General features: G+C 61.8%; 21 protein-coding genes. 15 read left to right on the top strand and 6 right to left on the bottom strand.

The window, feature by feature from the left end; genetic code table 11:
* Positions 1-73: 73 nt before the first annotated feature.
* The 4 genes from AC1D1J_RS17980 to AC1D1J_RS17965 all read left to right on the top strand — a co-directional run bounded on the left by AC1D1J_RS17980 (position 74) and on the right by AC1D1J_RS17965 (position 4,205).
* Positions 74-1,039: a Bug family tripartite tricarboxylate transporter substrate binding protein gene (locus AC1D1J_RS17980; protein WP_477686839.1), complete on the top strand. Its 966-nt coding sequence runs from the start codon at positions 74-76 to the stop codon at positions 1,037-1,039.
* A 154-nt stretch (positions 1,040-1,193) separates the two neighbouring features.
* Positions 1,194-2,162, top strand: a complete 969-nt coding sequence (locus AC1D1J_RS17975; RefSeq protein ID WP_477686840.1) for a TRAP transporter substrate-binding protein — start codon at positions 1,194-1,196, stop codon at positions 2,160-2,162.
* On the top strand, positions 2,159-3,256 hold the full coding sequence (locus tag AC1D1J_RS17970) for an aldose epimerase family protein (protein ID WP_477686841.1): 1,098 nt from the start codon (positions 2,159-2,161) through the stop codon (positions 3,254-3,256). Before AC1D1J_RS17975 ends, AC1D1J_RS17970 begins: the two co-directional genes overlap by 4 nt.
* A 52-nt stretch (positions 3,257-3,308) precedes the next feature.
* Positions 3,309-4,205 (top strand): dienelactone hydrolase family protein, encoded by an 897-nt coding sequence (locus AC1D1J_RS17965; RefSeq protein ID WP_477686842.1) that lies wholly within the window; start codon positions 3,309-3,311, stop codon positions 4,203-4,205.
* 73 nt (positions 4,206-4,278) lie between these two features.
* Here the strand turns inward: AC1D1J_RS17965 and rpoD are convergent, their stop codons facing one another.
* From rpoD to AC1D1J_RS17950, 3 genes are all read right to left on the bottom strand, one after another.
* Entirely contained in the window at positions 4,279-6,744 is a 2,466-nt protein-coding gene (gene rpoD / locus AC1D1J_RS17960; protein ID WP_477695455.1) for an RNA polymerase sigma factor RpoD, read from the bottom strand.
* Between the two features lie 388 nt (positions 6,745-7,132).
* On the bottom strand, positions 7,133-9,115 hold the full coding sequence (gene dnaG, locus AC1D1J_RS17955; protein WP_477686844.1) for a DNA primase: 1,983 nt from the start codon (positions 9,113-9,115) through the stop codon (positions 7,133-7,135).
* Between the two features lie 244 nt (positions 9,116-9,359).
* Entirely contained in the window at positions 9,360-11,228 is a 1,869-nt protein-coding gene (locus AC1D1J_RS17950) for a gamma-glutamyltransferase family protein (protein WP_477695454.1), read from the bottom strand.
* Between the two features lie 111 nt (positions 11,229-11,339).
* Between AC1D1J_RS17950 and AC1D1J_RS17945 the strand changes: the two genes are divergently transcribed.
* The gene (locus tag AC1D1J_RS17945; RefSeq protein WP_477695453.1) at positions 11,340-12,269 is read left to right on the top strand and encodes a LysR family transcriptional regulator; all 930 of its coding nucleotides are present in this window, start codon (positions 11,340-11,342) and stop codon (positions 12,267-12,269) included.
* A 16-nt stretch (positions 12,270-12,285) separates the two neighbouring features.
* On the opposite strand, the gene AC1D1J_RS17940 is transcribed toward AC1D1J_RS17945, so the two are convergent.
* A complete protein-coding gene (locus AC1D1J_RS17940) occupies positions 12,286-13,053 on the bottom strand; it encodes a 3-hydroxyacyl-CoA dehydrogenase (protein ID WP_477686847.1) in 768 nt (255 codons plus the stop codon).
* 224 nt (positions 13,054-13,277) lie between these two features.
* Complete coding sequence (locus AC1D1J_RS17935; protein ID WP_477695452.1) at positions 13,278-14,321, bottom strand: extracellular solute-binding protein; 1,044 nt, start codon at positions 14,319-14,321, stop codon at positions 13,278-13,280.
* A 120-nt stretch (positions 14,322-14,441) separates the two neighbouring features.
* Between AC1D1J_RS17935 and AC1D1J_RS17930 the strand changes: the two genes are divergently transcribed.
* Positions 14,442-15,335: a patatin-like phospholipase family protein gene (locus AC1D1J_RS17930; RefSeq protein ID WP_477686919.1), complete on the top strand. Its 894-nt coding sequence runs from the start codon at positions 14,442-14,444 to the stop codon at positions 15,333-15,335.
* A gap of 240 nt (positions 15,336-15,575) precedes the next feature.
* Here the strand turns inward: AC1D1J_RS17930 and AC1D1J_RS17925 are convergent, their stop codons facing one another.
* Entirely contained in the window at positions 15,576-16,121 is a 546-nt protein-coding gene (locus tag AC1D1J_RS17925; protein ID WP_457279775.1) for a phasin family protein, read from the bottom strand.
* Positions 16,122-16,392: 271 nt separating this feature from the next.
* On the opposite strand from AC1D1J_RS17925, the gene AC1D1J_RS17920 reads away from it, so the two are divergent.
* The 9 genes from AC1D1J_RS17920 (at position 16,393) to AC1D1J_RS17880 (ending at position 25,118) form a co-directional block, all read left to right on the top strand.
* Positions 16,393-17,340, top strand: coding sequence for a histone deacetylase family protein (locus AC1D1J_RS17920; protein ID WP_477695451.1), 948 nt, complete (start codon positions 16,393-16,395; stop codon positions 17,338-17,340).
* 156 nt (positions 17,341-17,496) lie between these two features.
* On the top strand, positions 17,497-18,378 hold the full coding sequence (locus tag AC1D1J_RS17915; protein WP_477695450.1) for an NAD(P)H-binding protein: 882 nt from the start codon (positions 17,497-17,499) through the stop codon (positions 18,376-18,378).
* Between the two features lie 35 nt (positions 18,379-18,413).
* A complete protein-coding gene (locus tag AC1D1J_RS17910; protein ID WP_477686851.1) occupies positions 18,414-18,857 on the top strand; it encodes an acyl-CoA thioesterase in 444 nt (147 codons plus the stop codon).
* A complete protein-coding gene (locus AC1D1J_RS17905; protein WP_477695449.1) occupies positions 18,854-19,600 on the top strand; it encodes a nitroreductase in 747 nt (248 codons plus the stop codon). The genes AC1D1J_RS17910 and AC1D1J_RS17905 overlap by 4 nt, the downstream gene beginning before the upstream one ends.
* Before the next feature lie 148 nt (positions 19,601-19,748).
* Positions 19,749-20,102, top strand: a complete 354-nt coding sequence (locus AC1D1J_RS17900) for an FKBP-type peptidyl-prolyl cis-trans isomerase (protein WP_457278836.1) — start codon at positions 19,749-19,751, stop codon at positions 20,100-20,102.
* Between the two features lie 103 nt (positions 20,103-20,205).
* Positions 20,206-21,402, top strand: coding sequence for a nicotinate phosphoribosyltransferase (gene pncB / locus AC1D1J_RS17895; protein ID WP_477695448.1), 1,197 nt, complete (start codon positions 20,206-20,208; stop codon positions 21,400-21,402).
* Positions 21,403-21,438: 36 nt separating this feature from the next.
* A complete protein-coding gene (locus AC1D1J_RS17890; protein WP_477695447.1) occupies positions 21,439-22,743 on the top strand; it encodes a citrate transporter in 1,305 nt (434 codons plus the stop codon).
* Positions 22,740-23,726, top strand: coding sequence for a 2-hydroxyacid dehydrogenase (locus AC1D1J_RS17885; protein WP_477695446.1), 987 nt, complete (start codon positions 22,740-22,742; stop codon positions 23,724-23,726). The genes AC1D1J_RS17890 and AC1D1J_RS17885 overlap by 4 nt, the downstream gene beginning before the upstream one ends.
* Before the next feature lie 36 nt (positions 23,727-23,762).
* On the top strand, positions 23,763-25,118 hold the full coding sequence (locus AC1D1J_RS17880) for a DNA recombination protein RmuC (RefSeq protein ID WP_477686920.1): 1,356 nt from the start codon (positions 23,763-23,765) through the stop codon (positions 25,116-25,118).
* The last annotated feature ends 20 nt before the right edge of the window (positions 25,119-25,138 follow it).

The following is a 25,138-nucleotide window of genomic DNA, read 5'->3' as shown; positions in this document are numbered from 1 at the left end:
GCATGAAGAGCCCACAGAGGCTCACAGCGCAGCTGGTGGAGGACACCGCTTTTTCATACATCCGGAGACGAACATGCCGATCAATCGACGAGAGCTTATTGCTGCTTCACTGGCTTTGGGGACTGGCGCTGCGAGCGCGCAGGCTTCATGGCCGTCCAAACCCATACGCCTGGTGGTGCCGTACCCACCCGGCGGTTCTTCAGACATCATCGCGCGCGCCATTGCGCAGCCTCTGTCCGAGGCGCTCAAGCAATCGGTCATCGTGGACAACAAGGCCGGCGCCAACGGTAACCTGGGCGCCGACATCGTGGCCAAGTCGGCACCCGACGGCTACACGCTGCTGCTGTGCGACACCGGCGCTCTGGCCATCAGCCCTTCGGTCTATCCCAAGCTGGGTTTCGACCCGACCAAGGACTTGCGTGGCGTCACGATGCTGGCCTACTCGCCGCACCTGCTGGTGGTTCATCCCTCGGTGCCCGCCAGCAATCTCAAGGAGCTCGTAGCGCTCTCGCACAAGACCGACCTGAACTTTGCGGTAACGGCCATGGGCAGCGCGCCGCACCTGGCCGGTGTCGCGGTCGAGCGGGCGAGCAAGGCGAAGTGGCAGTACATCCCCTACAAGGGCGGTTCGCAGGCCGTCAGCGATACGATCGCCGGCCAGACCCAGGTGTTGATGAACGGCATGCTGGCCACCTTGCCGCATGTGCAAAGCGGGAAGCTGAAGATCCTGGGTGTCTCCAAGAGCACGCGCATGCCGCTGATTGGCAATGTGCCGACGCTGGCGGAGCAGGGGCTTGCCAACTTCGAGTCGGGCACCTGGCAGGGCTTGCTGGTGGCCAATGGTACGCCGTCAGCCGTCATCAATCGCCTCAACACAGAGCTCATCAAGATCATCCGCAGCCCGGACATCCGCGCCAAGTTGGCGGGGCAGGGTGCCGAGGTAGTGACCATGACACCGGCACAGCAGGATGTGTTTTTCAATCAGGAGCGCAGCCGCTGGGCCAAAGTTGTTGCAGAAGCAAACATCAAACTGGATTGAAAAATCGTTGCGTGATTTAGTGGTGATATTGCCTGATATCTTGGGGTTGTGAGCGCGCATCCGTGGGAATATCGAGCAAGGGATTCAATCTTGAAAAGAAACGAGTCGGCCCATCAGAGGCTGGCCGTTATTAGCCACGCCAGGAGACAAAAACATGCGGACTTCATTCAAGGGGCTTTTGTGCCTCTCTTTTGCCCTATGCGCGAGCGCTACCATGGCTCAGACCAAGCTGCGGGCATGGAACATTCATCCCGATGGCTATCCGGTATCGGAAGCCATGAAGAGTTTTGTAGAGCAGGTGGCCAAGGGCACCAGTGGCCGCTACAACATCGAGCTTTTCAACAGCGGCACACTTGGCGACCAGCCCAAGGCCGTTCAGATGCTCAAGAGCGGCGAGATCGATGTGGCCGAGTTCAGTTCCGGTCCGCTGTCGGACGCCGTGCCGGGCATCAAGGTGCTGAACCTGCCCTTCCTGTTCACTGATTCTGCACACATGTTTCGCCATCTGGACGGCAAGCTGGGTGAGCGTTTTGCCGCCAACCTGAAGGCCGCTGGCTTCGTTGTACTGGGCTGGTACGACGGTGGTGGACGTTCTTTTTACTGCGTCAAACCCGTAGGCAACATCAGGGATCTGGCCGGTATGAATATCCGGGTGCAACAGTCCGAGGTTTATATCGAAATGGTGAAACTCATGGAGGCCAAGCCGGTGGCCTTGCCTTTCAAGGATGTGCTGGGCGCTCTGGAACAGGGCAAAGTGGATTGTGCCGAGAACAACCTGCCTTCATATGAGTCCACAGGACACTACAAAGTCGCAAAAAACGTCTACATGACCAACCACGTGATCTCGCCGGAGGCCCTGGTGGTGTCGACCAAGCTATGGGACAAACTCAGCAAGGAAGACAAGGCCGCGTTTTCGGAGGCCGGTGCAAAGTCCGCCATCCTGATGCGCGAACTGTGGAACAAGCGAGTTGCCGCTGCCCTGGAGACAACGACCAAACAGGGCTCGCAGTTCGTCAAGGTCAGGGACGCATCGCCCATGGTCAGGCGCATGGGGCCGCTGTACGGAAAATACATGGCCGATCCGACCACACGCGAAGAACTGCTGACCATTATTGCCAAGTGAGCAAGCTGAATACCGTGATGCTGCTTGATCCCGCGCGGTTTGTGCGCGAGATCGACGGCAAGCCCACCGCGTTGTTCACGCTGCGCAACGATCAAGGCATGACTGTCTGCGTGACAAACTACGGCGCAAAGATCGAGCAGGTACTGGTGCCGGGCCGCGATGGCCGTTTTGGCGACGTGGTGCTGGGCTACGACAGCATCGACGGCGTGATCGGCGGAGCGCCTTCGGTGGGTGCCTTCATCGGGCGCTATGCAGGCCGTATTGGCCATGCGCGCTTCACGTTGGGTGGCAAGGAGCATGTGCTGGCCGCCAACAACGGCCCACATTGCCTGCACGGCGGCATGAAAGGCTCGCGTTTTCGGGTGTTTGAAGCGGTGCAGCGCAGCGATTCCAGCGTTGAAATGCGTTATGTGTTTGCCGATGGGGAAGAGGGTTTTCCGGGCACGATGGAGCTGCGCCTGACCTACAGTGTGACCGAGGCGAACGAGCTGGTGCTCGACTACGAGGCGCTCGCGCTGGATGCCCCCACGGTAGCCAATTTCACCACGCATGCTTTTTTCAATCTCGAAGACCCGGGAAGTCGTAATGCGCTGGAGCACGAGGTCACGATTTGCGCCGGCCGCTATTTCGAGATGGCGCCTGACCTCATCGCGACAGGCAGGTTGCTGCCGGTGGAAGGAACGCCGTTTGATTTGCGCAAGCCGGTCGTGCTGAACAAGCGCGTGCGCGGCCCGCAAGCCGAGGCCGGTATCGGCCTCGTCGCCGGGTACGACGACTGTTTTGAGATTGACCGCTCAGCAACTGGTGACGGAGAACTGGCGCTGTGTGCCCGCGTGAATGCGCCCAACAGCGGGCGCACGATGGAAGTCTGGTCGACCGAGCCCACCATGCAGTTCTATACCGGCCTTGTGGCAGGCGAGCCGCTGGCCGGCGGGCCGGGCAAGGGCGGCAGGCAGTACGCGCAGCAGCAAAGCCTCTGCTTTGAGCCGCAGTGTTATCCGAATGCTCCCAATGTACCGACGTTTCCTTCCGCCGTGCATGAGCCGGGACAGAGCCGCCAGGGCCGCACGCTCTACCGCTTCAGCACTTCCTAGGCAAGCGCACTTCGCATGTCAGAATGCTCCGGCAACAAACAAGGAGCTGAGTATGCGATGGTGGAAACTGGCGTGGATATTCGGGATGGTGTGGGCGGCGCAGGCGGCGGGCATGCCCGCATGGGCGCAGCAGCCCGAACGCGTGCCGCCGCAGATCGTGAAACTGCCTCTGCTGATCGACGGTAAACAGTATGAGGTTGTCACCCATCTCTACAAGCCCGCGGGCGAAGGTCCGTTTCCGCTGGTGATCTTTTCCCATGGGCGGGCGCCGTCGCGCGTTGACAGGGCCAAGCTTGAGTACCCGGTACTGGTCGGGCACGCCAACTACTGGCTTCGCAAGGGTGTTGCCGTGGTTGCCCCGGTACGGCCGGGATACGGGGATACCGGGGGCTCCGACAGGGAGGACTCAGGCATCCGGTGGAGCAGCAAGGTTTGCACCGGCGATGCCGACTTCACGCGTGTGGCCAGCCACGCGGGCCAGACAGTAGTCGCGTTGCACCAATGGGCGCTGCAGCAGCCCTGGGTGCGCAAGGACAAGGTGCTTCTCGAAGGGCAGTCGGTGGGCGGCATGACGACGGTGTTGGTCGCGGCGCTCAATCTGCCGGGCGTCGTCGGCGCCGTCAATTTCGCGGGCGGCTCCGGCGGTAATCCGGAAGACTCCCCGGCCAGGAGTTGCAAGCCCGAGAACATGGGTAAAACCTATGGTGAACTCGGCAAGCTGGTCAAGGTGCCCAACCTGTGGCTCTACGCCGAGAACGACCAGTTCTGGGGAGCCGAGGCGCCCCGCGGATGGCACGAGGCCTTCAGGGCAGGCGGCAGCGACACGCAGTTCGTCCAGACGGGCCCGGTGCCAGGGCATGATGGGCATTCGCTGCTGACCTACGGTGGCAATATGTGGTCGGTGCCGCTCGATGCGTTCGTGCGCAAGGTAGGGCTGACGGCACCTTGAATTTCAAACGGGCATAAAAAAGCCCGGCACCTTCCGGGGCCGGGCTCTCAAGAGGCTTTGAGGAAAAAGCTGCTTACAGCGTATCGATAAAGCTGCGCAGTTTGTCCGAGCGCGAAGGGTGCTTGAGCTTGCGCAGCGCCTTGGCTTCGATCTGGCGGATGCGTTCGCGCGTCACGTCGAACTGCTTGCCGACTTCTTCCAGCGTGTGGTCGGTCGACATTTCGATACCGAAGCGCATGCGCAGCACCTTGGCTTCGCGCGGCGTCAGGCTGTCGAGGATGTCTTTCACCACATCGCGCAGGCCGGCCTGCATCGCGGCTTCCAGCGGTGCGGTGTTGGCGCTGTCTTCGATGAAGTCGCCCAGGTGCGAATCGTCATCGTCACCGATCGGCGTTTCCATCGAGATCGGCTCTTTGGCGATCTTCATGATCTTGCGGATCTTGTCTTCCGGAATTTCCATCTTGGCGGCCAGGATGCTGGCGTCCGGCTCAAAGCCGAATTCCTGCAAGTGCTGGCGTGACAGGCGGTTCATCTTGTTGATGGTTTCGATCATGTGCACCGGGATGCGGATGGTCCGCGCCTGGTCGGCGATGGAGCGCGTGATCGCCTGGCGAATCCACCAGGTGGCATAGGTCGAGAACTTGTAGCCGCGGCGGTATTCGAACTTGTCGACGGCCTTCATCAGGCCGATGTTGCCTTCCTGGATCAAGTCAAGGAACTGCAGGCCGCGGTTGGTGTACTTCTTCGCGATCGAAATCACCAGGCGCAAGTTCGCCTCGATCATTTCTTTCTTCGCGTCGCGCGAGTTGGACTCGCCTTCATTCATGCGCTTGTTGATGTCCTTGAGCTGGGCCAGCGGCACCACCACGCGGGCCTGCAGTTCGGCCAGCTTGGTTTGCAGTTCCTGGATGGGCGGCACGTTACGCGCCATCACCACCGACCACGGCTTGCCGGAGGCAACCTGCTTTTCAACCCATTTCAGGTTGAGCAGGTTGGGCGGGAAGTCCTTGATGAAGACTTCCTGCGGCATGCCGCATTTCTCGACGATGATGCGGCGCAGCTCGCGCTCTTTCTTGCGCACATCCAGCACCTGGCCGCGCAGCATGTCGCACAACTTTTCAATGGTCTTGGCGGTAAAGCGCACGGTCATCAGCTCGTCGCTCAGGGCTTTTTGCGACTTCACGTAAGTGGGTGTGCCGTAGCCTTCCTTGTCGTAAGTCTTGTGGACTTTCTCGAACAGGGTGGCGATCTTGTCGAAGCGGCTGAGGGCTTCCTTCTTGAGCTCTTCGAGCTTCTTGGTCAGGGCCTTGGAGCCGCCCTTGCCGTCGTCATCGTCCTCTTCGTCGAACTCGTCGAAGTCTTCTTCGGCCACATAGTCGTCGGCTTCATTGGGGTTGGAAAAGCCGTCGACCACGGTGGAAATGACGATCTTGCCTTCGCGGATTTCTTCGCCCAGACGCATGATTTCTGCGATGGTGGCGGGGCTTTCCGAGATGGCTTCCATCATCTTCATGAGGCCGCCCTCGATGCGCTTGGCGATTTCGATTTCGCCTTCACGTGTCAAGAGCTCAACTGTGCCCATTTCACGCATGTACATGCGCACGGGGTCGGTGGTGCGGCCGAACTCGCTGTCGACGGTGGACAGCGCGGCTTCGGCTTCTTCTTCGGCTTCTTCTTCAGTGGCAACCGTGGGGCCGGTGTTGTTCAGCAGCAAGGTTTCAGCGTCAGGCGCCTGCTCGTAGACGGCCACGCCCATGTCGTTGAGCATGTTGACCACGACTTCCAGCGTTTCAGCATCGACCAGCTTGTCGGGAAGGTGGTCGGAGATTTCGCCATGCGTGAGGTAGCCGCGTGTTTTACCGAGCTTGATCAGGGTTTTCAGGCGCAGGCGGCGCTTGAGCATGTCTTCTTCGGAGAGGACGGTTTCGTCCAGGCCGAATTCTTTCATCAGGGCGCGTTCCTTCGCCTTGCTGATTTTCATGCGCAGCGGTTTGACCTTCTCGGTCGTTTCCGCGATGGGTTCCCCGACGAGATCGTCTTCAATGTCGGACATGTCGAGGTCTTCCCCCGTCTTGACCGGGCCGGCAGCGCTCTTCGGCTTGCGGCCGCGCTTGGCGCCGGTGGTGGCAGGCGCGCTGCCTTCGGCTGCCGGGTTCTTGGGCGGGCGGCCGGGTTTCTTCTTCACGGGCACGTCGGCGGAGACGGCGAGGGGCTTGGCTTCAGGACTGGACTTGGTCGGCACGGCGGGGGCTTTCTTCAGGGGCAAATCGGAAATCGCGGATTTCAGGGGGGCTTTGCTCACCAGGGCATTGGGTTTGCTGGGTTTAACAGATATGGCGTGTTTTCCCGGCTTTTCAACCTTGCCGCTTTTGGCGGCAGGCTTTGCTGCAACTTTGGTTGCTGCTTTGACTGGAGGCTTGCCTGCGGGCCGGGCCGCAGCTTTGGGCGCTGCCTTGGCTTTGGGCTTGGCGGCAGCTTTGGGCTGCGCACTTTGCGGCTTCTTGGATGTGCTCGGCTTTTTCGGCTTGGCAGTAGGCATGGGACCTCCAGTTGTCGGGAATTGTTTTAAATATCGATCAGCTACCAGTAAACAAAAATGCGCCTTGGCGCCTGTACAAAGCACAGGCACGGTGACAAGAGTTCAGAGTCAAAACGAGAGGGCGGAAAACAGGCCGGGCAATGCCAAAGGCACATGGCGGCTTATTTTCCCGGGCAAGCTGTTTGGGCGAACATTTGGTGTGCAGTCCTTGCGGAAATTCCTGGGGGAAGTGGCCGTCTCATCTGTGAGTTCCCCGAAGTTTCAGGGTGGCCGGGCCGGAGGTGCTGCTGTCGCGCTTGCCGTCGAAAATCGGATTATACCCTGTTGCCTGTTTTTTGGGCGATTTATATGGCCCAGAAACAGGGATTTTCCCGGGGGCCGGGCGGGCTCAGCGGGCCGGGTCGGTGGCGGCGGTTTTGAGGCTGGCGGCCAGTTCCAGGTAGCGCTGCCGGGCGGCCGGGTCGGTGGCGGCCCGGGCGGCCAGCTCGCTCATCTCGCGCTGGCGGTGCAGGCGCAGGAGCTGGTCCAGGATGCTCCGAACCTCATCCCAGTCACTTTCGATGCCTTCGGGAATCTGTGCGATCTGCGCTGTGGCATGTCTTTCGTGAGGATGGCCGCGCAGCCCTTCGCGCAACGCGGCCCACGGCTGGGGCCCGTGCTCGTGCAGCTGACTCTCCAGCCAGATGAAAAGCGGGCCGTGGGGCTCAGGCAACTCGACCAGCAAGTGGTGCTCTTCAGTGCTGAGGCGATCCCAGGTCTGGGCCTCGGTCAGCAGCAGCCTGAGCACGCGGTCTTCACGGCTGGCCGGCAGGATACGGCCAGCCACGCGGCGCGGGGCCCGTGCGCTGAAGCTGCGTCCCGGCGTTGACGGTGCAGGGAAATAGCTGCCAGAGGGCTCGGACGAGGTGTAATCGGACTCCTCGCGAAAATCCGGAAGATAGTCCGCAGGGCCGGACATGTCCTGGGAAGCGCTTGATGTTGAGGATGATTCCGGCTTCTGGCCCTTATTGGACGGGCGCAAGCTGCTATTATTTTTATAGTTACCCTTGGAGGTCGCGGGTTGCCAAAGCTGCATCAGTTCGCGGCTGTCAATCAGTACCCTGTCGGCAATTTCAGCCAGCAGCTGGCGTTTCAATGCGCCGTCGGGCATCAGGTTCCACAGCGGGCGGGCATTGCTGGCCATATGGGCGCGGCCCTCGGCGGTGTCCAGGTCGCAGCCCTCGGCGGCGGCTTCCAGCAGGAAGCGGCTGAGCGGCACGGCCTTGCTGACATAGGCCGCGAAGCCTTCCTGGCCGTGCTCGCGGATGTAGCTGTCGGGGTCGTGCTCGGCCGGCAGGAACAGGAACTTGACGGTGCGCACGTCGGTGGCAAAGGGCAGGGCGGCGTCCAGCGCTTTGCGGGCGGCACGGCGGCCGGCGCCGTCGCCGTCAAAGCTGAAGACGACTGAGTCGGTGAAGCGGAACAGCTTTTGCACGTGATCAGCCGTGCAGGCGGTGCCCAGGGTGGCCACCGCATTGGCAAACCCCAGCTGCGCCAGAGCCACCACGTCCATATAGCCTTCTGTGACGAGGGCATAGCCGTGTTCGCGCAGGGCAGTGCGGGCCTCGAACAGGCCATAAAGCTCGCGCCCCTTGCTGAAGACCGGGGTTTCGGGTGAGTTGAGGTATTTGGGCTTGTCGTCGCCCAATACGCGGCCGCCAAAGCCTATACATTCCCCCTTGACGTTGCGGATCGGGAACATGACCCGGTCACGAAAGCGGTCATAGCGCTTGGCTTCGCCTGCCTGGTTTTCGTCGCCGGGCTCGCCGGTGATGACCAGGCCGCTTTCCACCAGCAGCGGGTCGTTGTAATCGGGAAAGACACTGGCCAGACTGCGCCAGCCTTCAGGTGCGTAGCCCAGGCCGAAGGTCTTGGCGACTTCACCCGAGACGCCGCGGCCCTTGAAGTAGTCGATAGCACGTTCCGAATTGCGCAGAGCCTTGATGTAGGCGACGCCGGCTTTTTCAAGCACGCTGGTGAGTGTGGCCTGCTGTTCGCGCATCTGGGCGGCGCGTGCCCTGTCTTGCGGGGAGACGTCGTCTTCCGGCACTTGCAGGCCGTATTGCTGGGCCAGATCTTTCACGGCTTCGACAAAGGTCATGCCGCCGTGTTCCATCAAGAAGCTGATGGCGTTGCCGTTTTTGCCGCAGCCAAAGCAGTGATAGAACTGCTTGGAGGGGCTGACACTGAAAGAGGGCGATTTTTCGCCATGGAAGGGGCACAGCCCCATGAAATTGGCGCCGCCCTTTTTGAGCTGCACATAACGGCCCACGATGTCCACCACGTCGGCGCGCGCGAGCAGCTCCTGGATGAACGATTGGGGGATGGCCATAAAGCAATTATCGCCCCCACGGTCGCTCACTGCGTGTAGCTCCCTGCCCCCCGAGGGTGCCGCCCGCCTGCGGTCTGGCAAAGCCAGTCCCGTGGCTCATGCTGGTTTGAAGAGTCAGTGGCACAAGCAGTGGGGTATTTCACAAGCGGGCAGCCGTGGAACCGGCTTTGCCGGGCCGCAGGCGCCCCCCCCTGCAAGGGGGGAACAGGCTACACGCAGTGAGCCTGGACGAGGGTGTGCCGGTTCAGTCGCCGAGCACCAGCCCTTCACGCCGCGGGTCAGCGCCGCCGAAGAAACCGTCGGGTGTTTTCTGGATCGCCTGCAGGCCGCTGGTCATGGTTTGCTCGCGCACTTCGGCGCCGCGGCTTCGCAGCGCCTCGACGGTCGCCGGCGAAAAGCGCTTTTCTTCCAGGATGCTCGGGCCGTTGAGTGAGGCGAAGTTGGGCAGGTCAATCGCCTGCTGGGCGTTCAGGCCCCAGTTCAGCGTGGCATACAGCGTCTTGGCGGTGAAGTGGATGATGAGCGCACCGCCGGGGCTGCCGCCACTCATGACGAGCTGGCCCGAGTTTTTATCAAACACCAGCGTGGGCGCCATCGACGAGCGCGGGCGTTTGCCGGCTTGCACGCGGTTGGCCACGGGCTTGCCTTCAGCGTCTGTTGGGGCAAAGCTGAAATCGGTGAGTTCGTTGTTCAGCAAAAAACCGCCGGCTTTGCCGGTGCCGCCGTCGGTCATCAGACGTGAGCCGAACTGGTCTTCAATCGTCGTGGTCATGGCGATGGCGTTGCCATAGCCGTCGATGATGCTGATGTGCGAGGTGCCGTACTCGGGCTGGTCTGGCATGGGTGCGTAGGCGGTTGTGACGGCGCCCGGAACACCCGGCTTGGCGGTCTTCATGCTGGGACCGGTGGGCTGGATCAGCTTGGCGCGCTCGCTCAGGTAAGCGGGGGCCACCAGGCTCATCCAGCTGCCGCCGGGTGGCTGCACGAAGTCCGGGTCGCCCAGGTATTGGCCGCGGTCGGCAAAGGCCAGGCGCGAAGCCTCGGTGTAGAGGTGCAGCCAATCGGCCGAAGGTGTGGGCGACACTGTGCCGGGAACGCCGCCGGTGCCGCTAACGAGGCCCATCGTGGCAGCCGGCGTGTTGTTCAGGATGCCGAGGATTTGGCCGACCGCAATCGCGCCCGAGCTGGGCGGCGGCATGCCGCAGAGGCGGTAGGCCTTGCCGGCCGCGCTGTAGTCCGAGCAGATCGGGTCGCGCTTTTTGGGCTGGTAGCCGGCCAGGTCGCCCAGGGCCAGCTTGCCGGGGTTGGTGGCGTGGCCCTGCACTTTGGTGACGATGGCTTGCGCGACTTTGCCTTCGAGCAGCGCGCTGGAGCCTTTGGCAGCGATCTGTCGCAGCACGTCGGCGAGCGCCGGGTTGCGCAAGACGGAGCCCACATCGACGGGGCTGCCGTCGGCCTTGTAGAAGTAGGCCGCAGCGGTAGCGTCTTTCTTCAGGTGCACTTCGCCCTTGAGCAAGGTGTTGAGCCGCGGGCTGACCTTGAAGCCGTTTTCTGCGAGCTGGATGGCCGGCACAAAGAGCTGGGCCCAGGGCAGGCGGCCGTATTGTTTGTGGGCCATCTCCAGCATGCGCACCGTGCCGGGCGTACCGACCGACCGACCGCCGACCACGCCCTCGTAAAACGCCAGGGGTTTTCCGTCGGCACCGATGAACAGCTTTTCGTCCACCGCTGCGGGCGCGGTTTCGCGGCCGTCAAAGGCCTCGACCTTGCCGCCGTTGGCGTGCAGCAGGAATGCGCCGCCACCTATGCCGCTGGACTGCGGCTCCACCAGCGTGAGCACCATTTGCACGGCAATCGCCGCGTCGATGGCGGAACCGCCGGCCTTGAGCACCTGGTAACCCGCATCGGTGGCCAACGGATTGGCGGCGGCCACGGCGAAGGTCTTGGTGGCCCAGCCGGGCTTGGGGGTGAAGCCCGAAGATCCTTCGGGCTGCATGTACTTGGTGCCGCGCGCGACTTCATCGGCGGGGACCTGGTAGTTAAATGCGGTGGGGCTGCTGGCACAGGCGGCAAGCAGCGTGGTGGCTGCCAGCGCCGGGAAGGCGTGTCTCATGCGATATCCTTGAATGTAGTTGTAGCTTGTGGCAGGACCCTGTGCCTGCGCCGTTGAATATATCGAGCGGCCCCGCGCCTCACAATGGCGTTTCAGAGAAATCACTCTTCCATGGAATTTGACAATCTCGATGCCTTGCGCGTGCTGCTGGCTACGGCGGAAACTGGCAGCCTTACAGCAGCGGGCAAGCGCTGCCGGCTGTCTACAGCGGCCGTCAGTGCGGCGATCAAGCGGCTGGAAACCTCGCTGGGTGTACGTCTGTTTGAGCGAACCACACGCGCCGTGCGGCCCACGGCCGAGGGTGCTGTCATGGTCGACCATGCCCGCCGCGCGCTTGAGCTGGTGTCAGAAGGCCAGGCCAAAGTCCGCGCAGGCACCTTCGGCTTGACGGGCAGCATCCGCATCACCGCCACCGCCATGCTGGCCCGCGAGATGTTGGCCTACTGGCTGGCCGAATTTGCCAACACTCACCCGGGTATTGAAATCGACCTGCAGATCAGCGATGCGCGTGTGGATCTGGTGCGCGAGGGCATTGATATCGCCCTGCGCAACGGGCCGCTGATGGATTCGACCCATTCGGCGCGCCTGCTGGCGCCGGCCCGGCGCGTGGCCTGTGCCAGCCCCGATTACCTGGCGCGCCGCGGCACCCCTCTGGAGCCTTGTGAGCTTGCGCAACACGACTGCCTGGTCTGCCATGTGCGCGAGCGCCGGCAGGATCAGTGGCAGTTCGAATTGCAGGGAGAGGCCAGCGCGCCTTTTCAGGTGCGCGTGGCTGGGCCGCTGGCCTGTAACGACGCATCCATTGCGCTGCAGTGGGCGCTGGAGGGGCGGGGCATCGTCTACCAGTCCGAGATCGACCTCATGGCCTCTTTGGCCAGCGGCAAGCTGGTACGCCTCTTTGCGGGTCACCTGGGTGAGCCGGCGCCGCTTTATGCGGTGGTGCCCAGCCGGCGCTATGTGCCGGCCCGCGTCAACGAGGTGATTGAACGGCTTTCAGCGCTGCTGACTGAACGGCTGGCAGCGCTGCACCCAGATGCTTGAAATCGCTTAACGCAGATTAGCGAGGTGCGAGGCGGATCGCGCCATCCAGGCGAATGACTTCACCATTGAGCATGTCGTTTTCAATGATGTGCTTGGCCAGGCGGGCGTAGTCCTGTGGCGTGCCCAGGCGCGAAGGGAAAGGAACGCCCGCGGCCAGCGAGTCCTGCACTTCCTGCGGCATGCCAAAAAGCATGGGTGTGCCGAAAATGCCGGGCGCGATGGTCATGTTGCGGATGCCGTTGCGGGCCAGGTCGCGGGCGATCGGGAGGGTCATGCCGACGATGCCGCCCTTGGAGGCGCTGTAGGCCGCCTGGCCGATCTGGCCGTCGTAGGCTGCCACAGAGGCGGTAGAGATCAGCACGCCGCGCTCGCCGGTAGCTTCCGGGTCGTTCTTGCACATGGCGTCGGCCGCCAGGCGGATCATGTTGAAGCTGCCCACCAGATTGACGGTGATGGTTTTGCTGAATGCGCCCAGGCTGTGCGCGCCGTTCTTGCCCACGGTTTTTTCGGCGGGCGCAATGCCGGCGCAGTTCACCAAGCCCATCAGTTTACCCATGGCAACCGCCTTCGCCACCACGGCCTGGCCATCGGCTTCCTGGCTCACGTCGCATTTGACGAAGGCGGCTTTGCCTTCGCCCAGCTCTTTGGCGATGGCTTCGCCTTTGTCGGCCTGCATGTCGGCGATGACGACTTTGGCGCCGTTGGCCACCAGCATGCGTGCCGTGCCTTCACCCAGGCCCGATGCGCCGCCGGTGACGATAAATACTTTGCCTGCGATTTCCATGGTGGTTCCTTGATGAAGATGGAGGGATTTTGAAGAGCTTGCGTGAACGTTTTATGTGACGTTAACGTAAACGTCAATTATGGCGCATGAAAAGTACCCCCCGCGCTCTTTCACTTCGTGTGGTCGCTGCCCCCGAGGGGCGCTTTTCATCTTGGGGCGGCCCGGCGATGAAAAAAGCCCGGCGCCTTTCGGCGGCCGGGCTTTCGCAAAAGATGGGCGCTGGCTTACTTGTAGCCGACGCGGTCCAGCATCTGCTGCACTTTGAGCTGGTTGTTGCCCACGGCGCTGATCGGGATGGTTTCCGATTTGAAGCTGCCGTTGCCCGATGGCGTCATGGCTTTGAGAGCCGGGTTGCTCACACCCAGGCCCGGCACGGCGGCCCATTCGTTGTTGCCGTTGGCAAAGTACTCTTGCGCGCTCGGGCTGGCCAGGTATTCCATGAACTTGACGGCATTGGCCGTGTTCTTGGCGTTTTTGGCAACGGCAGCGCCTGCGATATTCACATGCGTGCCCCAGCTGTCCTGGTTGGGGAAGACCACGCCCACGCGGTCGGCCACGACTTTGTCTTCAGGCGCGTTGGAACGCATGATGCGCGCCAGGTAGTAGGTGTTGGTCAGCGCAATGCCGCATTCACCGCTGGCCACGGCCTTGATCTGGTCGCTGTCGCCGCCCTTGGGGTCACGCGCCATGTTCGCCGCCAGGCCCTTGAGCCATTGCTCGGCCTTGGCTTCGCCAAGATGCTCGGTCACCGCACCGAAGAGGGAGAGGTTGTACGGATGGGCGCCCGAGCGGGTGCACAGCAGGCCCTTGTTCTTCGGGTCGGCCAGCTTTTCGTAGGTGTCCACGTCAGCTTTCTTGACCTTGAGCTTGTCGAACACCACAACGCGGGCGCGCGTTGAAAAGCCGAACCAGGTTGTGCCTTCGGCCGTTTCCCTGGCGCGCAACTTGGCCGGGATGGCGGCTTCCAGGGCGGGCGACTTGATGGGCTTGAAGAGACCGTCTACATCGCCCTTGTGCAGGCGCGCGGCGTCGACCAGCAAAATTACGTCGGCAGGAGATGCCGCGCCCTCGGCCTTCAGGCGCGCCAAAATGCCGGCGTCGTCCGCGTCCACGCGGTTGACCTTGATGCCGGTCGCTTTGGTGAAGTCGCTGTAGAGCTTTTCGTCGGTCTGGTAATGGCGGGCAGAATACAAGTTGACCACCTGTTCCTGCGCTGATGCCAAGCCTGCCAGCAACAGCAGCGACGAGAGAACCACTTTTTTGTACATAACTTTCCACTTCCTTACTGGTATTTTTAAAGCCCGGCCATGATAAAGCAAATAAGAATCATTCTTGGTAGTCCCCCTACGTTGCGCAAGCCTTCACGAGGGCCGGATTGGCTGGCGGGCATCTGCCTGGCTGCGGTTTTATCGCTGTTTGCCGGCTGCACTACAGCGCCGCCCGGTCCGGCCGCACCCGTGGCGCCACTGCCGGTAGAGACCGCAAGAAAGCCGCCACGCATCGGCCTGGCGCTGGGCGGGGGCGCCGCACGCGGCTTTGCCCACGTGGGCGTGATCGCCGTGCTGGAGGAGGCTGGGCTCAAACCGCAGCTGGTGGTCGGCACGTCGGCCGGCAGCCTGGTGGCGGCGCTGTATGCCAGCGGCAAGACCAGCGCGCAGCTGCAGCAGACCGCGCTGAACATGGAGGAAGTTGCCATCACCGACTGGATGCTGCCGATCATCGGCCGCGGCATGTTCCGCGGTGACGCGCTGGCCCGCTATGTCAACGACCTGGTGGCCAACCGGCTGATGGAAAACATGGCCATTCCGCTGGGGATTGTCGCCACCGACCTCAACAGCGGCCAGGCCGTGCTGTTCCAGCGCGGTGATACCGGCACAGCGGTGCGCGCATCCAGTGCAGTGCCGGCCGTGTTCGTGCCCGTCAAGATCAACGGCCGCGAGTATGTGGACGGCGGTCTGGTCTCACCGGTGCCTGTGCGCTTTGCCAGGCAGATGGGCGCCGACGTCGTGATTGCCGTCGACATCTCCAGCCCGCCCGAGGCCAACCTCGCCGGCGACACATTGCAAATCCTGCTGCAGACTTTTGCCATCATGGGCAAAAGCATCAACCAGTACGAGCTCAAGGATGCTGACGTCGTGGTCCGTCCGTCGCTTACGGGTCTGAAAAGCGCCGACTTCTCTGCGCGGCAGCGCGCCATCGATTCAGGCCGTGCTGCCATGCTGGCCGCGTTGCCCCAACTGAAGGCAAAACTGGCCGCGGCGGGTGTGGTGATGGCAAGGTAGTTGCTATTGTTTTGATAGCTGCTGGCGCCCGTCCGTATTGGGCAAAAAGCCTGAATGGCTTAAATATGGATACGCCAGGCAAAAAAAAGCCCAATCTTGCGATTGGGCTTAACTGGATCCGTGAAAATGAATTTCGAATGGATCCGAGGAGACAAGGGGTCTGGAATCGTGCTGTTACGCAAGGTTCCGGGATCAGGCTCCGGTCGTTCCCGCAGAAGGTGCGGGAACAATGAATAACAATTAACGCTTCTTGGAGGCGGTCTTAGTGGCGCTCACTGCGGATGCAGCCACGGTGTTGAAGTTGGCTTCAGCCATTTCGCTGGCTTGCTTGACAGCCTTTTGCATGGATTCGAATGCGTTGTTCGCGGCAGCAACAGCGCTCTTCATCACGGCAACGGCGGTTTCGGAACCGGCTGGTGCGTTTTTGGCGGCGTTGTCGACCAGGCCGACAAACTTCTTCTGTGCATCAGCGGTTTGGCCTTCCAGGGTCTTGCCCAGTTCAGCACCAGCAGCCGAAGCGATGTCATACAGGTGACGGCTGTAAGCGGCGGTCTTTTCAGCCAGGGGCTGGACCAGGCCGGCTTGCAGGGCCATCAGTTCTTGCGCGTCTTTTACGCCCATCACGGCTTGTGCGTGGTTGGCGGTTTCGGCCAGGGCAGCCTTGGTGGCTTGCACGTTCAGTTCGACCAGCTTTTCAACGCCTTCGAAGGCTTTGTGGGTCAGACCAAACAGGGTTTCGATGTTGGCTTTGTGGGAGGCCATGATTTGTTCAGCGGTCAGCATAATTAATCTCCAGATATAAGTTAATGAGTCGTCGGGTCAATAGTTGCTTTGCGCTGAATTGCTGCACTGCAACATGACCCCAAGTATAGACATTGGCCGAGGCATTGCAAGCGGTTTTTGTTGCACTGCACCATTTTAGATGTCGAGCCCTATTTGTACTCCGAAAACAGAGTGCAAAAGTATCCAAAAATCCATGGTTTCCCGCGCTCGGTACTACATGACGGTTGTTGCCCCTTCAGGCCACAATCATTGAAACCCTTCCTCGCTTCTCATCTTGCAAGCTTTTTACGCCGACAACTTCGTATTGCCGCTGCCGCTTGGGCACCGTTTTCCCATGGCCAAATACCGGCTGTTGCGCGATCGCCTGGTCAACGAACTGCCGGCCGTTCGAATGGCACAGGCACCAGCCGCCACCGATGGTGAACTTGCCCTTGTTCACACGCCCGCCTATATAGATGCCATCACCCACGGAACCTTGCCGGCGCCCGCGCAGCGCGAGATCGGCTTTCCCTGGAGTCTGGGCATGGCCGAGCGCGCGCGCCGCTCTGCCGGCGCCACCGTTGCAGCGGCCCGCGTGGCGATGGGGCCTGGGGGCAAACGGGGCGAGGGCGTTGCAGCCAACCTGGCCGGAGGCACGCATCACTCGTATGCGCACAAAGGCGGCGGCTTCTGCGTTTTCAACGATGCGGCGGTGGCCGCCAGGCTCATGCAGGCAGAGTGGGCGCGGCTGTACCGCCACGAGCGCAAGCCGCTGAAGGTCGCCATCATTGATCTGGACGTGCACCAGGGCAACGGCACCGCCAGCATCTTTGCCGCGGACACCAGCGTGTTCACGCTTTCGTTGCATGGGCAAAAGAATTTCCCGTTTCGAAAAGAAGCCAGCGACCTCGATGTGGACCTGCCGGACGGCTGCGGCGATGCAGCCTATCTGCAGGCGCTGGAGCACGCGCTTGACGAACTGGAGCGGCGCTTTGAGCCGGGGCTGGTGCTGTTTCTGGCCGGTGCTGACCCCTTTGAAGGCGACCGGCTGGGACGGCTGGCCCTGAGCTTTGACGGCCTGGAGGCGCGCGACCGGCGCGTCTTCGACTGGGCCTGGCAGCGCCGCATCCCGCTGGCGTTTTCCATGGCGGGTGGCTATGGCATCAATATCGACGAAACCGTGCAGGTGCAGATGAACACCTACCGGGTGGCGCTTGAATACTGGAAGCGCTGGAATCCGTAGCGAGGCTGATCCAACGGGGATTGCTGCTACATTGCCAAGGCCATCCCAGGTGGCCACGAAATAAAACAAGCTAATAGCAACAAGAACATGCAGCCACACCCGAGGGATTCCCGGAAAGATAGCGCAGCCCATGCTGCCCACGCCCTCCGCGTATTCGTGTTGGGCGGCACTGGCTTTATCGGCCGCCATGCCGTCGCGGCGCTGCACACGTCGGGCGCGCAGGTTTCGATCGGCAGCCGCCATCCTTCGCGCCACGAAGAGGCCTATCCTTTTGCTGTCTTGCGCCCTGTGCGCTTTGAGCAGCTGTTGCAGCCCGATGCGTGGACAACCCTGCTGAAGGATGTGGACGTGGTCGTCAATTGCGTGGGCATCCTGCGCCAGCGGCCGAATGAGTCGTATGACCATGTGCATCACCGCGCACCGGCGGCGCTGGCCGTCGCTTGCGCCGGCGCCGGCATTCGGCTGATTCATACTTCGGCCCTGGGCTTGCACGCAGGCGCCAAAAGCCGGTTTTTGTCGAGCAAGCTGCTGGGTGAGCATGCCATCGCGGCATCTGGCAGCGATTACGCCATCGTACGGCCCTCTTTGCTCGACGGTGAGGGCGGCTTTGGCGCCCGCTGGCTGCGCGGCTTGTCGCGCTCGCCAGTGCAATTTATTCCGCGCGGTGCGCGCGGCGGTATTGCGGCGATGGCTGCCACCGATCTTGGGAAAGCGTTTGCTGCGCTTGCGGCTCTTTCTTCCCTGGCGGGCCACCGCGAGGTTGAACTCGGCGGCATTCGCCGTTACGGTTACGCGGAGTACCTGCGTGAGCTTCGCGCCGACTACACGGCCACCCCTGCGCTGCAGATTCCAACGCCCAACTGGGCGGCACGCCTGGGCGCGCATGTGTGCGACGTCCTGCACTTTTCGCCTTTCTCGTATGGGCACTGGATTTTGCTGCAGCGGGACAACGTGCCTTCACCCAATCGCTTGCCGGAATTGCTGGGGCGCGAGCCGCTTCCGATCAGGCCTCCCAGCAGCCCAAAAATCCAATCCTGAGCCCGGCCAGATTCACGCTGGCAAAATAGGTCCTCATGACCTCCCCGACACGCCCGCAGGCTGAAGCCCGCAGCGCCTATAAAGCCTTTCGCGACATCGGCACCCGCTGGTCCGACAACGATGTTTACGGTCACGTCAACAACGTCGTTTACTACAGCTGGTTCGATACCGCCGTCAACGGCCTCCTGATTGAACGCGGCGCCATCGATATCCACACCGGCAGCGTGATCGGCCTGGTGATCGAAACCCAATGCAATTACTTCGCGCCGCTGGCTTTTCCGGAGCCGGTGGTCGCAGGCATCCGTGTGGCACACGTCGGCTCGTCCAGCGTGCGCTACGAGGTGGCCCTGTTCCCCGGCGATGAGGGTGCACCGTGCGCGGCCCGGGGCCATTTCATCCATGTGTATGTCGACCGCGTCACGCGCCGGCCTGCGCCGCTGCCCCCCGAACTGCTTTCTGTACTGGAGACCCTCCGATGACCCAGGCACCGCCCGTGCTTCCCTATATCACCCCGCGCCGCGCAGGCGATGCACGCAATGCTGTAGATGAAGCCATCGTCAGCCGCCAGTCGATACGCCAGTTTTTACCCAAACCGGTACCGCGCGAGACCATCGCCCACCTGCTGGAAGTGGCCAGCCGCGCGCCTTCTGGCACCAACACCCAGCCCTGGAAGGTCTATGTGCTGCAGGGCACCAGCCGGGACATGCTGGTGGAAAAAGTCTGTCAGGCCCATGATGCGATATACGCCAACCCCGCGCTGGCCGCCGACTACAAAGAGGAATACGACTACTACCCTGAAAAGTGGGTCTCGCCCTATATCGACCGCCGCCGCGAAAACGGATGGGGCCTCTACGGCCTGCTGGGCATCACCAAGGGTGACAAGGACAAGATGCATGTGCAGCATCACCGCAACTTCCAGCTGTTCGACGCGCCTGTGGGCCTGATGTTCACGCTGGACCGCGTGATGGGCCGGGGTTCACTGGTGGACTACGGCATGTTCATGCAGAGCCTCATGGTGGCCGCACGCGGCCTGGGCTTGCACACCTGCCCGCAAGCAGCCTGGAACGGCTTTTCCCGGATCATCCTCCCGCACATCGGCGCGGGTGAGGGTGAAATGCTGGTGTGCGGTATGGCGCTGGGTTATGCCGATGAAACGGCGCGCGTCAACACCTTCCGTACACCGCGGGTCCCGGCTTCGGAATTCACCACATGGCTTGACTAGAAGCCAGAAGCAGCGCAGCTGCATCCCCGCACGCGCCGGCTGGTTTAGGTGTTGCGGGTAAAGTCAGGGATTCGCGAAAAGACGCGATTCCTGTTTGCCTGTTTGGGCTCTGTTTTTTTGTTTTCACCTGTTTTAGAAGGACCTCACAATGAATCTCACCACCACACCTTCCGGCCTGCAATACGAAGACACCGTGCTGGGCACCGGTGCCATCGCCAAGGCGGGGCAGCATGTCAAGGTTCATTACACCGGCTGGCTCTATAACAACGGCGTCCAGGGCGCCAAGTTCGACTCCAGCAAGGACCGCGGCCAGCCTTTCGAGTTTTCCCTTGGCGCAGGGCAGGTGATCCGCGGCTGGGACGAAGGCGTGCAAGGCATGTCGGTGGGTGGTACGCGCCGCCTCGTCATTCCGGCGGAGCTGGGCTATGGTGCGCGCGGCGCCGGTGGCGTGATTCCACCGAACGCCACCTTGCTGTTTGAAGTGGATTTTCTCGGTACCTGAGCCAGCGCGAGTTGAAGAAGGCCCCGGTGCGGCATTGGCGCCGGGCCTGTTCATCTGATTAACCGCCAAGGCGCCCTGGCGCTGCGGCCCTCAAGCGTTCCCCATGATCATCACCAGCCTGCTAGATACTGACTTGTACAAGTTCACCATGATGCAGGTGGTCTTGCACCAGTTTCCGGGCGCCGAGGTGGAATACCGCTTCAAGTGCCGCAACGCCGGCGCTCCGGGCATCGGTGATCTGGCGCCCTATGTGACCGAGATACGCGAAGAAATCCGTGGCCTGTGCAGCTTGCGTTTCCAGGACGCCGAGCTGGCTTACCTCAAGGCCATGCGCTTCATCAAGAGCGATTTTGTCGACTTCCTCGGCATCTTCCGGCTCAATGAAAAATACGTCAGCGTCACGGCCTTGCCTTCGGGCGAGATCGACGTGTCCATCAAGGGCCCCTGGCTGCACACCATCCTCTTTGAGATTCCGGTGCTGGCCATCATCAATGAGGTCTACTTTCGCAACACGCAAAAGAAGGCGGACCTGGCCGAGGGGCGCAAGCGCCTGGAGACCAAAATTGGGAAGCTGCAGACGCAAGGCCTGCGAACGCTCAAGATCGCCGACTACGGTACACGCCGCCGGTTTGGCAAAGCCTGGCACGAAGAAGTGCTGCGCACCCTGGTGACACGGCTGGGCACCGGGGTGGGCGGCCAGTTCGCCGGCACCAGCAATGTGCTGTTTGCCATGAAGCTCGGCCTGACGCCGCTAGGCACCATGGCGCATGAATACCTGCAGGCCTGCCAGGCGCTGGGGCCGCGTCTGCGTGACAGCCAGGTCTTTGGCTTCGAGTCATGGGCCAAGGAATACCGGGGCGATCTCGGGATCGCGCTGTCGGACGTCTACGGCATGAGTGCCTTCCTGCGCGATTTCGACATGTATTTCTGCAAGCTGTTTGACGGCGCCCGCCACGACAGCGGCGACCCGTTCCAGTGGGGCGAGCGTATGCTTGCGCACTACACCAAGAACCGGGTCGACCCGCAGACCAAGACGCTGATTTTCAGCGACGGCCTGACGGTGCCGCGCACCATCGAGCTGTTCCAGCAGTTCAGGGGGCGTTGCCAGCTGGCCTTCGGCATCGGCACCAACCTCACCAATGACCTGGGCTACGAGCCGCTGCAGATCGTGATCAAGATGATCCGCTGCAACGGCCAACCCGTGGCCAAGCTGTCTGACACACCTTCCAAGAACATGTGCGACGACGAAAAATACCTGGCCTATTTGCGGCAGGTGTTTGAAATCGCCTCGCCTGCATAATCGACAGCCTACCTGGCTTATCTTGAAAACCCGCGCGTGACCATTGCAGGCGTTCCCCTTGATTTCGTATTGTTTGGCCTGACGCTGCTCGGCGTTGCGGTGTTCCATCATCACACGCTCAAGGTGGCGTTGGCGGGCCTGGCGGTCATCACGCTTTACAAGCTCGCGCTGGGTGATTTTTCAGGCGTGCCTGGTATGGGCGGCCTGCTGCAATTGCTCGCGCACGAGTGGGTGACGCTCGGCAACTTGCTGGGCCTGTTGCTGGGCTTTGCGCTGTTGTCTGATCATTTTGAAAAAAGCGGTATCCCCGCACTGCTGCCGCGCTATCTGCCCGACGACTGGAAAGGCGGCTTTGTGATGCTGGTATTGGTCTTCGTGATCTCCAGTTTTCTTGACAATATCGCGGCGGCCATGATAGGTGGCACCATGGCATCTGCGCTGTACCGCAAGCGCATTCATATCGGCTTCCTGGCTGCCATCGTGGCCGCCAGCAACGCGGGCGGTTCGGGCAGTGTGGTGGGAGACACCACCACGACCATGATGTGGATTGCCGGGGTTTCGCCGGGCCAGGTCTTCGAGTCCTATGTCGGTGCATTGGTGGCGCTGGGCATCTTCGGCGTGATCGCTGCGCGCCAGCAGCACGCGCTGCAGCCCATCATGAAGGACGCCGCTGCGGGCGCGCATCTGCATTGGGCCCGGCTGGGCATCGTCGCCATCATTCTGCTGTCGGCAGTAGCTGCCAATGTGTATTTCAACCTGCGCGATCCGGCGGTGCTGGAGCAACTGCCGGTGATCGGCATCGCGGTATGGGTGGCCATCGCAGTGACCACGCCCTGGCGCCGGCCTGACTGGCGCTTGTTGCCTGACGCCACACGCGGCAGTGTGTTTCTGCTGTCGCTGGTGCTTTGCGCTTCCATGATGCCGGTGCAGCATTTGCCGGCCGCCAGCTGGCAAACTGCTTTCGGCCTGGGTTTTGTGAGTGCGGTGTTTGACAACATTCCACTCACGGCGCTGGCCCTGCACCAGGGCGGCTACGACTGGGGCTTTCTGGCATACGCCGTCGGCTTTGGCGGCAGCATGCTGTGGTTTGGCTCCTCCGCTGGCGTGGCCCTGTCGAATATGTACCCCGAGGCCAAGTCGGTTGGCGCCTGGATCAAGGGCGGCTGGCATGTGGCGCTGGGCTATGTGGCTGGATTTTTTGTCTTGCTGGCCGTGCTTGGCTGGCATCCTGACGCTCCCCGTGTCCGAAAGATTGCAGCGACCGCACCGGCGACGTCCGCAATGCATTCCCCCACCGGGACGGAAGTACCTGCTCCCGCATCACCTGTGAAAACACCATGACCAAACCCAAAATCCTCGTTGCACGCGCTGTGTTCCCCGAAGTCATCGCCCGCCTGGAGCAGTATTTCGAGGTTGAATCCAACCAGGCCGACGAGACCTGGTCCAAGGCCCAGCTCACCGAGCGCCTCAAGGGAAAGGACGGCGCCTTCACCACCGGCGGCGACAAAATCGACGCGGAGGTGCTGGCCGCCTGCCCGGGGCTCAAAATTTGCGCCAACATGGCGGTGGGCTACAACAACTTCGACATCGACGCCATGACCGCTGCCGGCGTGCTGGCCACCAATGCCCCGGATGTCCTGACCGAAACCACCGCTGATTTCGGTTTTGCCCTGCTGATGGCCACGGCCCGTCGCGTGACCGAAAGCGAGCATTACCTGCGCGCCGGCAAATGGACCAAATGGAGCTACGACATGTTTGCGGGCTCCGACATCCACGGCGCGACGCTGGGCATCCTGGGCATGGGACGCATAGGGCAGGGCATTGCCAAACGCGGTGCCCATGGATTTGGCATGAAGGTGATTTACCACAACCGCTCGCGCCTGGATGCAACGCTGGAGGCAGAATGCAAAGCCAGCTACGTCGGCAAGGAAGAACTGCTCAAGACCGCAGATCACCTGGTGTTGGTACTGCCGTATTCGCCTTCATCCCACCACACCATTGGCGCCGCAGAACTGGCATTGATGAAACCCACTGCCAACCTGATCAACATCGCGCGCGGCGGTATCGTCGACGATGCCGCACTCGCTGCGGCCTTGAAGAGCAAGCGCATCGCAGCGGCCGGGCTCGATGTGTTCGAGGGCGAGCCCAAGGTGCATCCCGACTTGTTGACCGTACCCAATGTGGTGTTGACACCGCATATCGCCAGCGCCACCATTCCCACGCGCCTTGCCATGGCCAGCCTGGCTGCCGACAACCTGATCGCATATTTCGGCGGCAAGAAGCCGCTGACCCCGCTCAACCCCGCGGTACTGGCCGGCAAATAAGCAAGAAGAAGACAGCAAGCGGACAATGAACACATGATGGAATCCTGGCTGATGATTGCCTTGTTGGTGGCCAACCTGCTGTTGCTGGTCTGGCTGCTGCTGCGCAAGCCCGCCGAACCAGCGGATACGGGGCGCATCGAGCTGCTAGCGAACATCGCGGCAGGCCACGACAAGCTCGAGCGCGAATTGCGGCGCGAAATCGGTGACAACTCGCGCAGCAGCCGGCAGGAATTGGCGACCACCTTCGCCACCTTCCAGCAAACACTGGTGCAGCAAAGCGCCGAAGCGATCCGCACGCAGAACACGCAGATCGACGCGTTTTCGCAGCAACTCACCCTGCTGCAAAAAACGCTGTCGGATACCCTGACCACTCAGCTGCAGTCCGTCAGCGAGTCGAACGCCAGGCGCATGGGTGAGGTGCGCGAGACCCTGGAAAAACAGCTGGCGCAACTGCAGCAAACCAATTCGGCCAAGCTCGATGAGATGCGCAAGACGGTCGACGAGAAACTGCAGACGACACTGGAGACTCGCCTGGGTGAAAGTTTCAAGCAGGTGGCGGACCGGCTGGAACAGGTGCACAAGGGCCTGGGCGAAATGCAGACGCTGGCGCAAGGCGTGGGCGACCTCAAGCATTTGCTCACCAATGTGAAAACACGCGGCATCTTCGGCGAAGCGCAACTGTCGGCCTTGCTGGAACAGGTGTTCACCGTCGACCAGTACGCGGCCCAGGTCATTACCCGCCGCGGCGGCAAGAATCCGGTCGACTTCGCCATCAAGCTGCCGGGCCGCTCTGATTCGGGTGAACCCCTGTGGCTGCCCATCGACGCGAAATTCCCCAACGAGGACTACGAGCGACTGCTGGATGCGCAGCAGCGCGCCGACGTGCTGGGCGCTGAAATCGCCGGCAAAGCGCTGGAGACGCGCATACGCCTGGAGGCCAAGTCGATCTCCGAGAAATACATAGACCCGCCTTACACCACCGATTTTGCGATTCTTTTTTTGCCGACAGAGGGTCTCTATGCCGAAGTGCTGCGTCGACCCGGTCTGATGGAGTTCCTGCAGCGCGACCATCGGGTGACGCTGGCAGGCCCGACGACCTTGCTGGCCATGCTCAACTCATTGCAAATGGGCTTTCGTACGCTGGCGCTAGAAAAACGTTCCAGCGAAGTCTGGCAGGTGCTGGGTGCGGTGAAGACAGAGTTCGGCAAGTTCGGTGACGTGCTGGCCAAGGTCAAGTCGCAAACCGAAACCGTGCTCAACACGCTGAGCAGCGCCGAGCAGCGCAGCCGTGTCATGGGCAAAGCCCTGCGCAATGTCGAAGCGCTCCCGGAAATCGATTCTGCCCGCCTGCTTCCATTGGACCCGCTTGACAAAGACCTGGACAACATTTGATGCGCACCGCATGAGCTGTG

It is taken from the genome of Polaromonas sp. P1_F8 (genome assembly GCF_056405635.1).
Note: the sequence above shows the minus strand (reverse complement) of the source record. Positions and strands in the feature narration are given on the sequence as shown.

Bases quoted from the DNA above. Each gene is read 5' to 3' on its own strand.
- AC1D1J_RS17980 (WP_477686839.1), top strand. From the start codon at position 74: ATGCCGATCAATCGACGAGAGCTTATTGCTGCTTCACTGGCTTTGGGG.
- AC1D1J_RS17975 (WP_477686840.1), top strand. From the start codon at position 1,194: ATGCGGACTTCATTCAAGGGGCTTTTGTGCCTCTCTTTTGCCCTATGC.
- AC1D1J_RS17965 (WP_477686842.1), top strand. From the start codon at position 3,309: ATGCGATGGTGGAAACTGGCGTGGATATTCGGGATGGTGTGGGCGGCG.
- rpoD (WP_477695455.1), bottom strand. From the start codon at position 6,744: ATGCCTACTGCCAAGCCGAAAAAGCCGAGCACATCCAAGAAGCCGCAA.
- dnaG (WP_477686844.1), bottom strand. From the start codon at position 9,115: ATGGCCATCCCCCAATCGTTCATCCAGGAGCTGCTCGCGCGCGCCGAC.
- AC1D1J_RS17950 (WP_477695454.1), bottom strand. From the start codon at position 11,228: ATGAGACACGCCTTCCCGGCGCTGGCAGCCACCACGCTGCTTGCCGCC.
- AC1D1J_RS17945 (WP_477695453.1), top strand. From the start codon at position 11,340: ATGGAATTTGACAATCTCGATGCCTTGCGCGTGCTGCTGGCTACGGCG.
- AC1D1J_RS17940 (WP_477686847.1), bottom strand. From the start codon at position 13,053: ATGGAAATCGCAGGCAAAGTATTTATCGTCACCGGCGGCGCATCGGGC.
- AC1D1J_RS17935 (WP_477695452.1), bottom strand. From the start codon at position 14,321: ATGTACAAAAAAGTGGTTCTCTCGTCGCTGCTGTTGCTGGCAGGCTTG.
- AC1D1J_RS17910 (WP_477686851.1), top strand. From the start codon at position 18,414: ATGACCTCCCCGACACGCCCGCAGGCTGAAGCCCGCAGCGCCTATAAA.
- AC1D1J_RS17905 (WP_477695449.1), top strand. From the start codon at position 18,854: ATGACCCAGGCACCGCCCGTGCTTCCCTATATCACCCCGCGCCGCGCA.
- AC1D1J_RS17900 (WP_457278836.1), top strand. From the start codon at position 19,749: ATGAATCTCACCACCACACCTTCCGGCCTGCAATACGAAGACACCGTG.
- pncB (WP_477695448.1), top strand. From the start codon at position 20,206: ATGATCATCACCAGCCTGCTAGATACTGACTTGTACAAGTTCACCATG.
- AC1D1J_RS17885 (WP_477695446.1), top strand. From the start codon at position 22,740: ATGACCAAACCCAAAATCCTCGTTGCACGCGCTGTGTTCCCCGAAGTC.
- AC1D1J_RS17880 (WP_477686920.1), top strand. From the start codon at position 23,763: ATGGAATCCTGGCTGATGATTGCCTTGTTGGTGGCCAACCTGCTGTTG.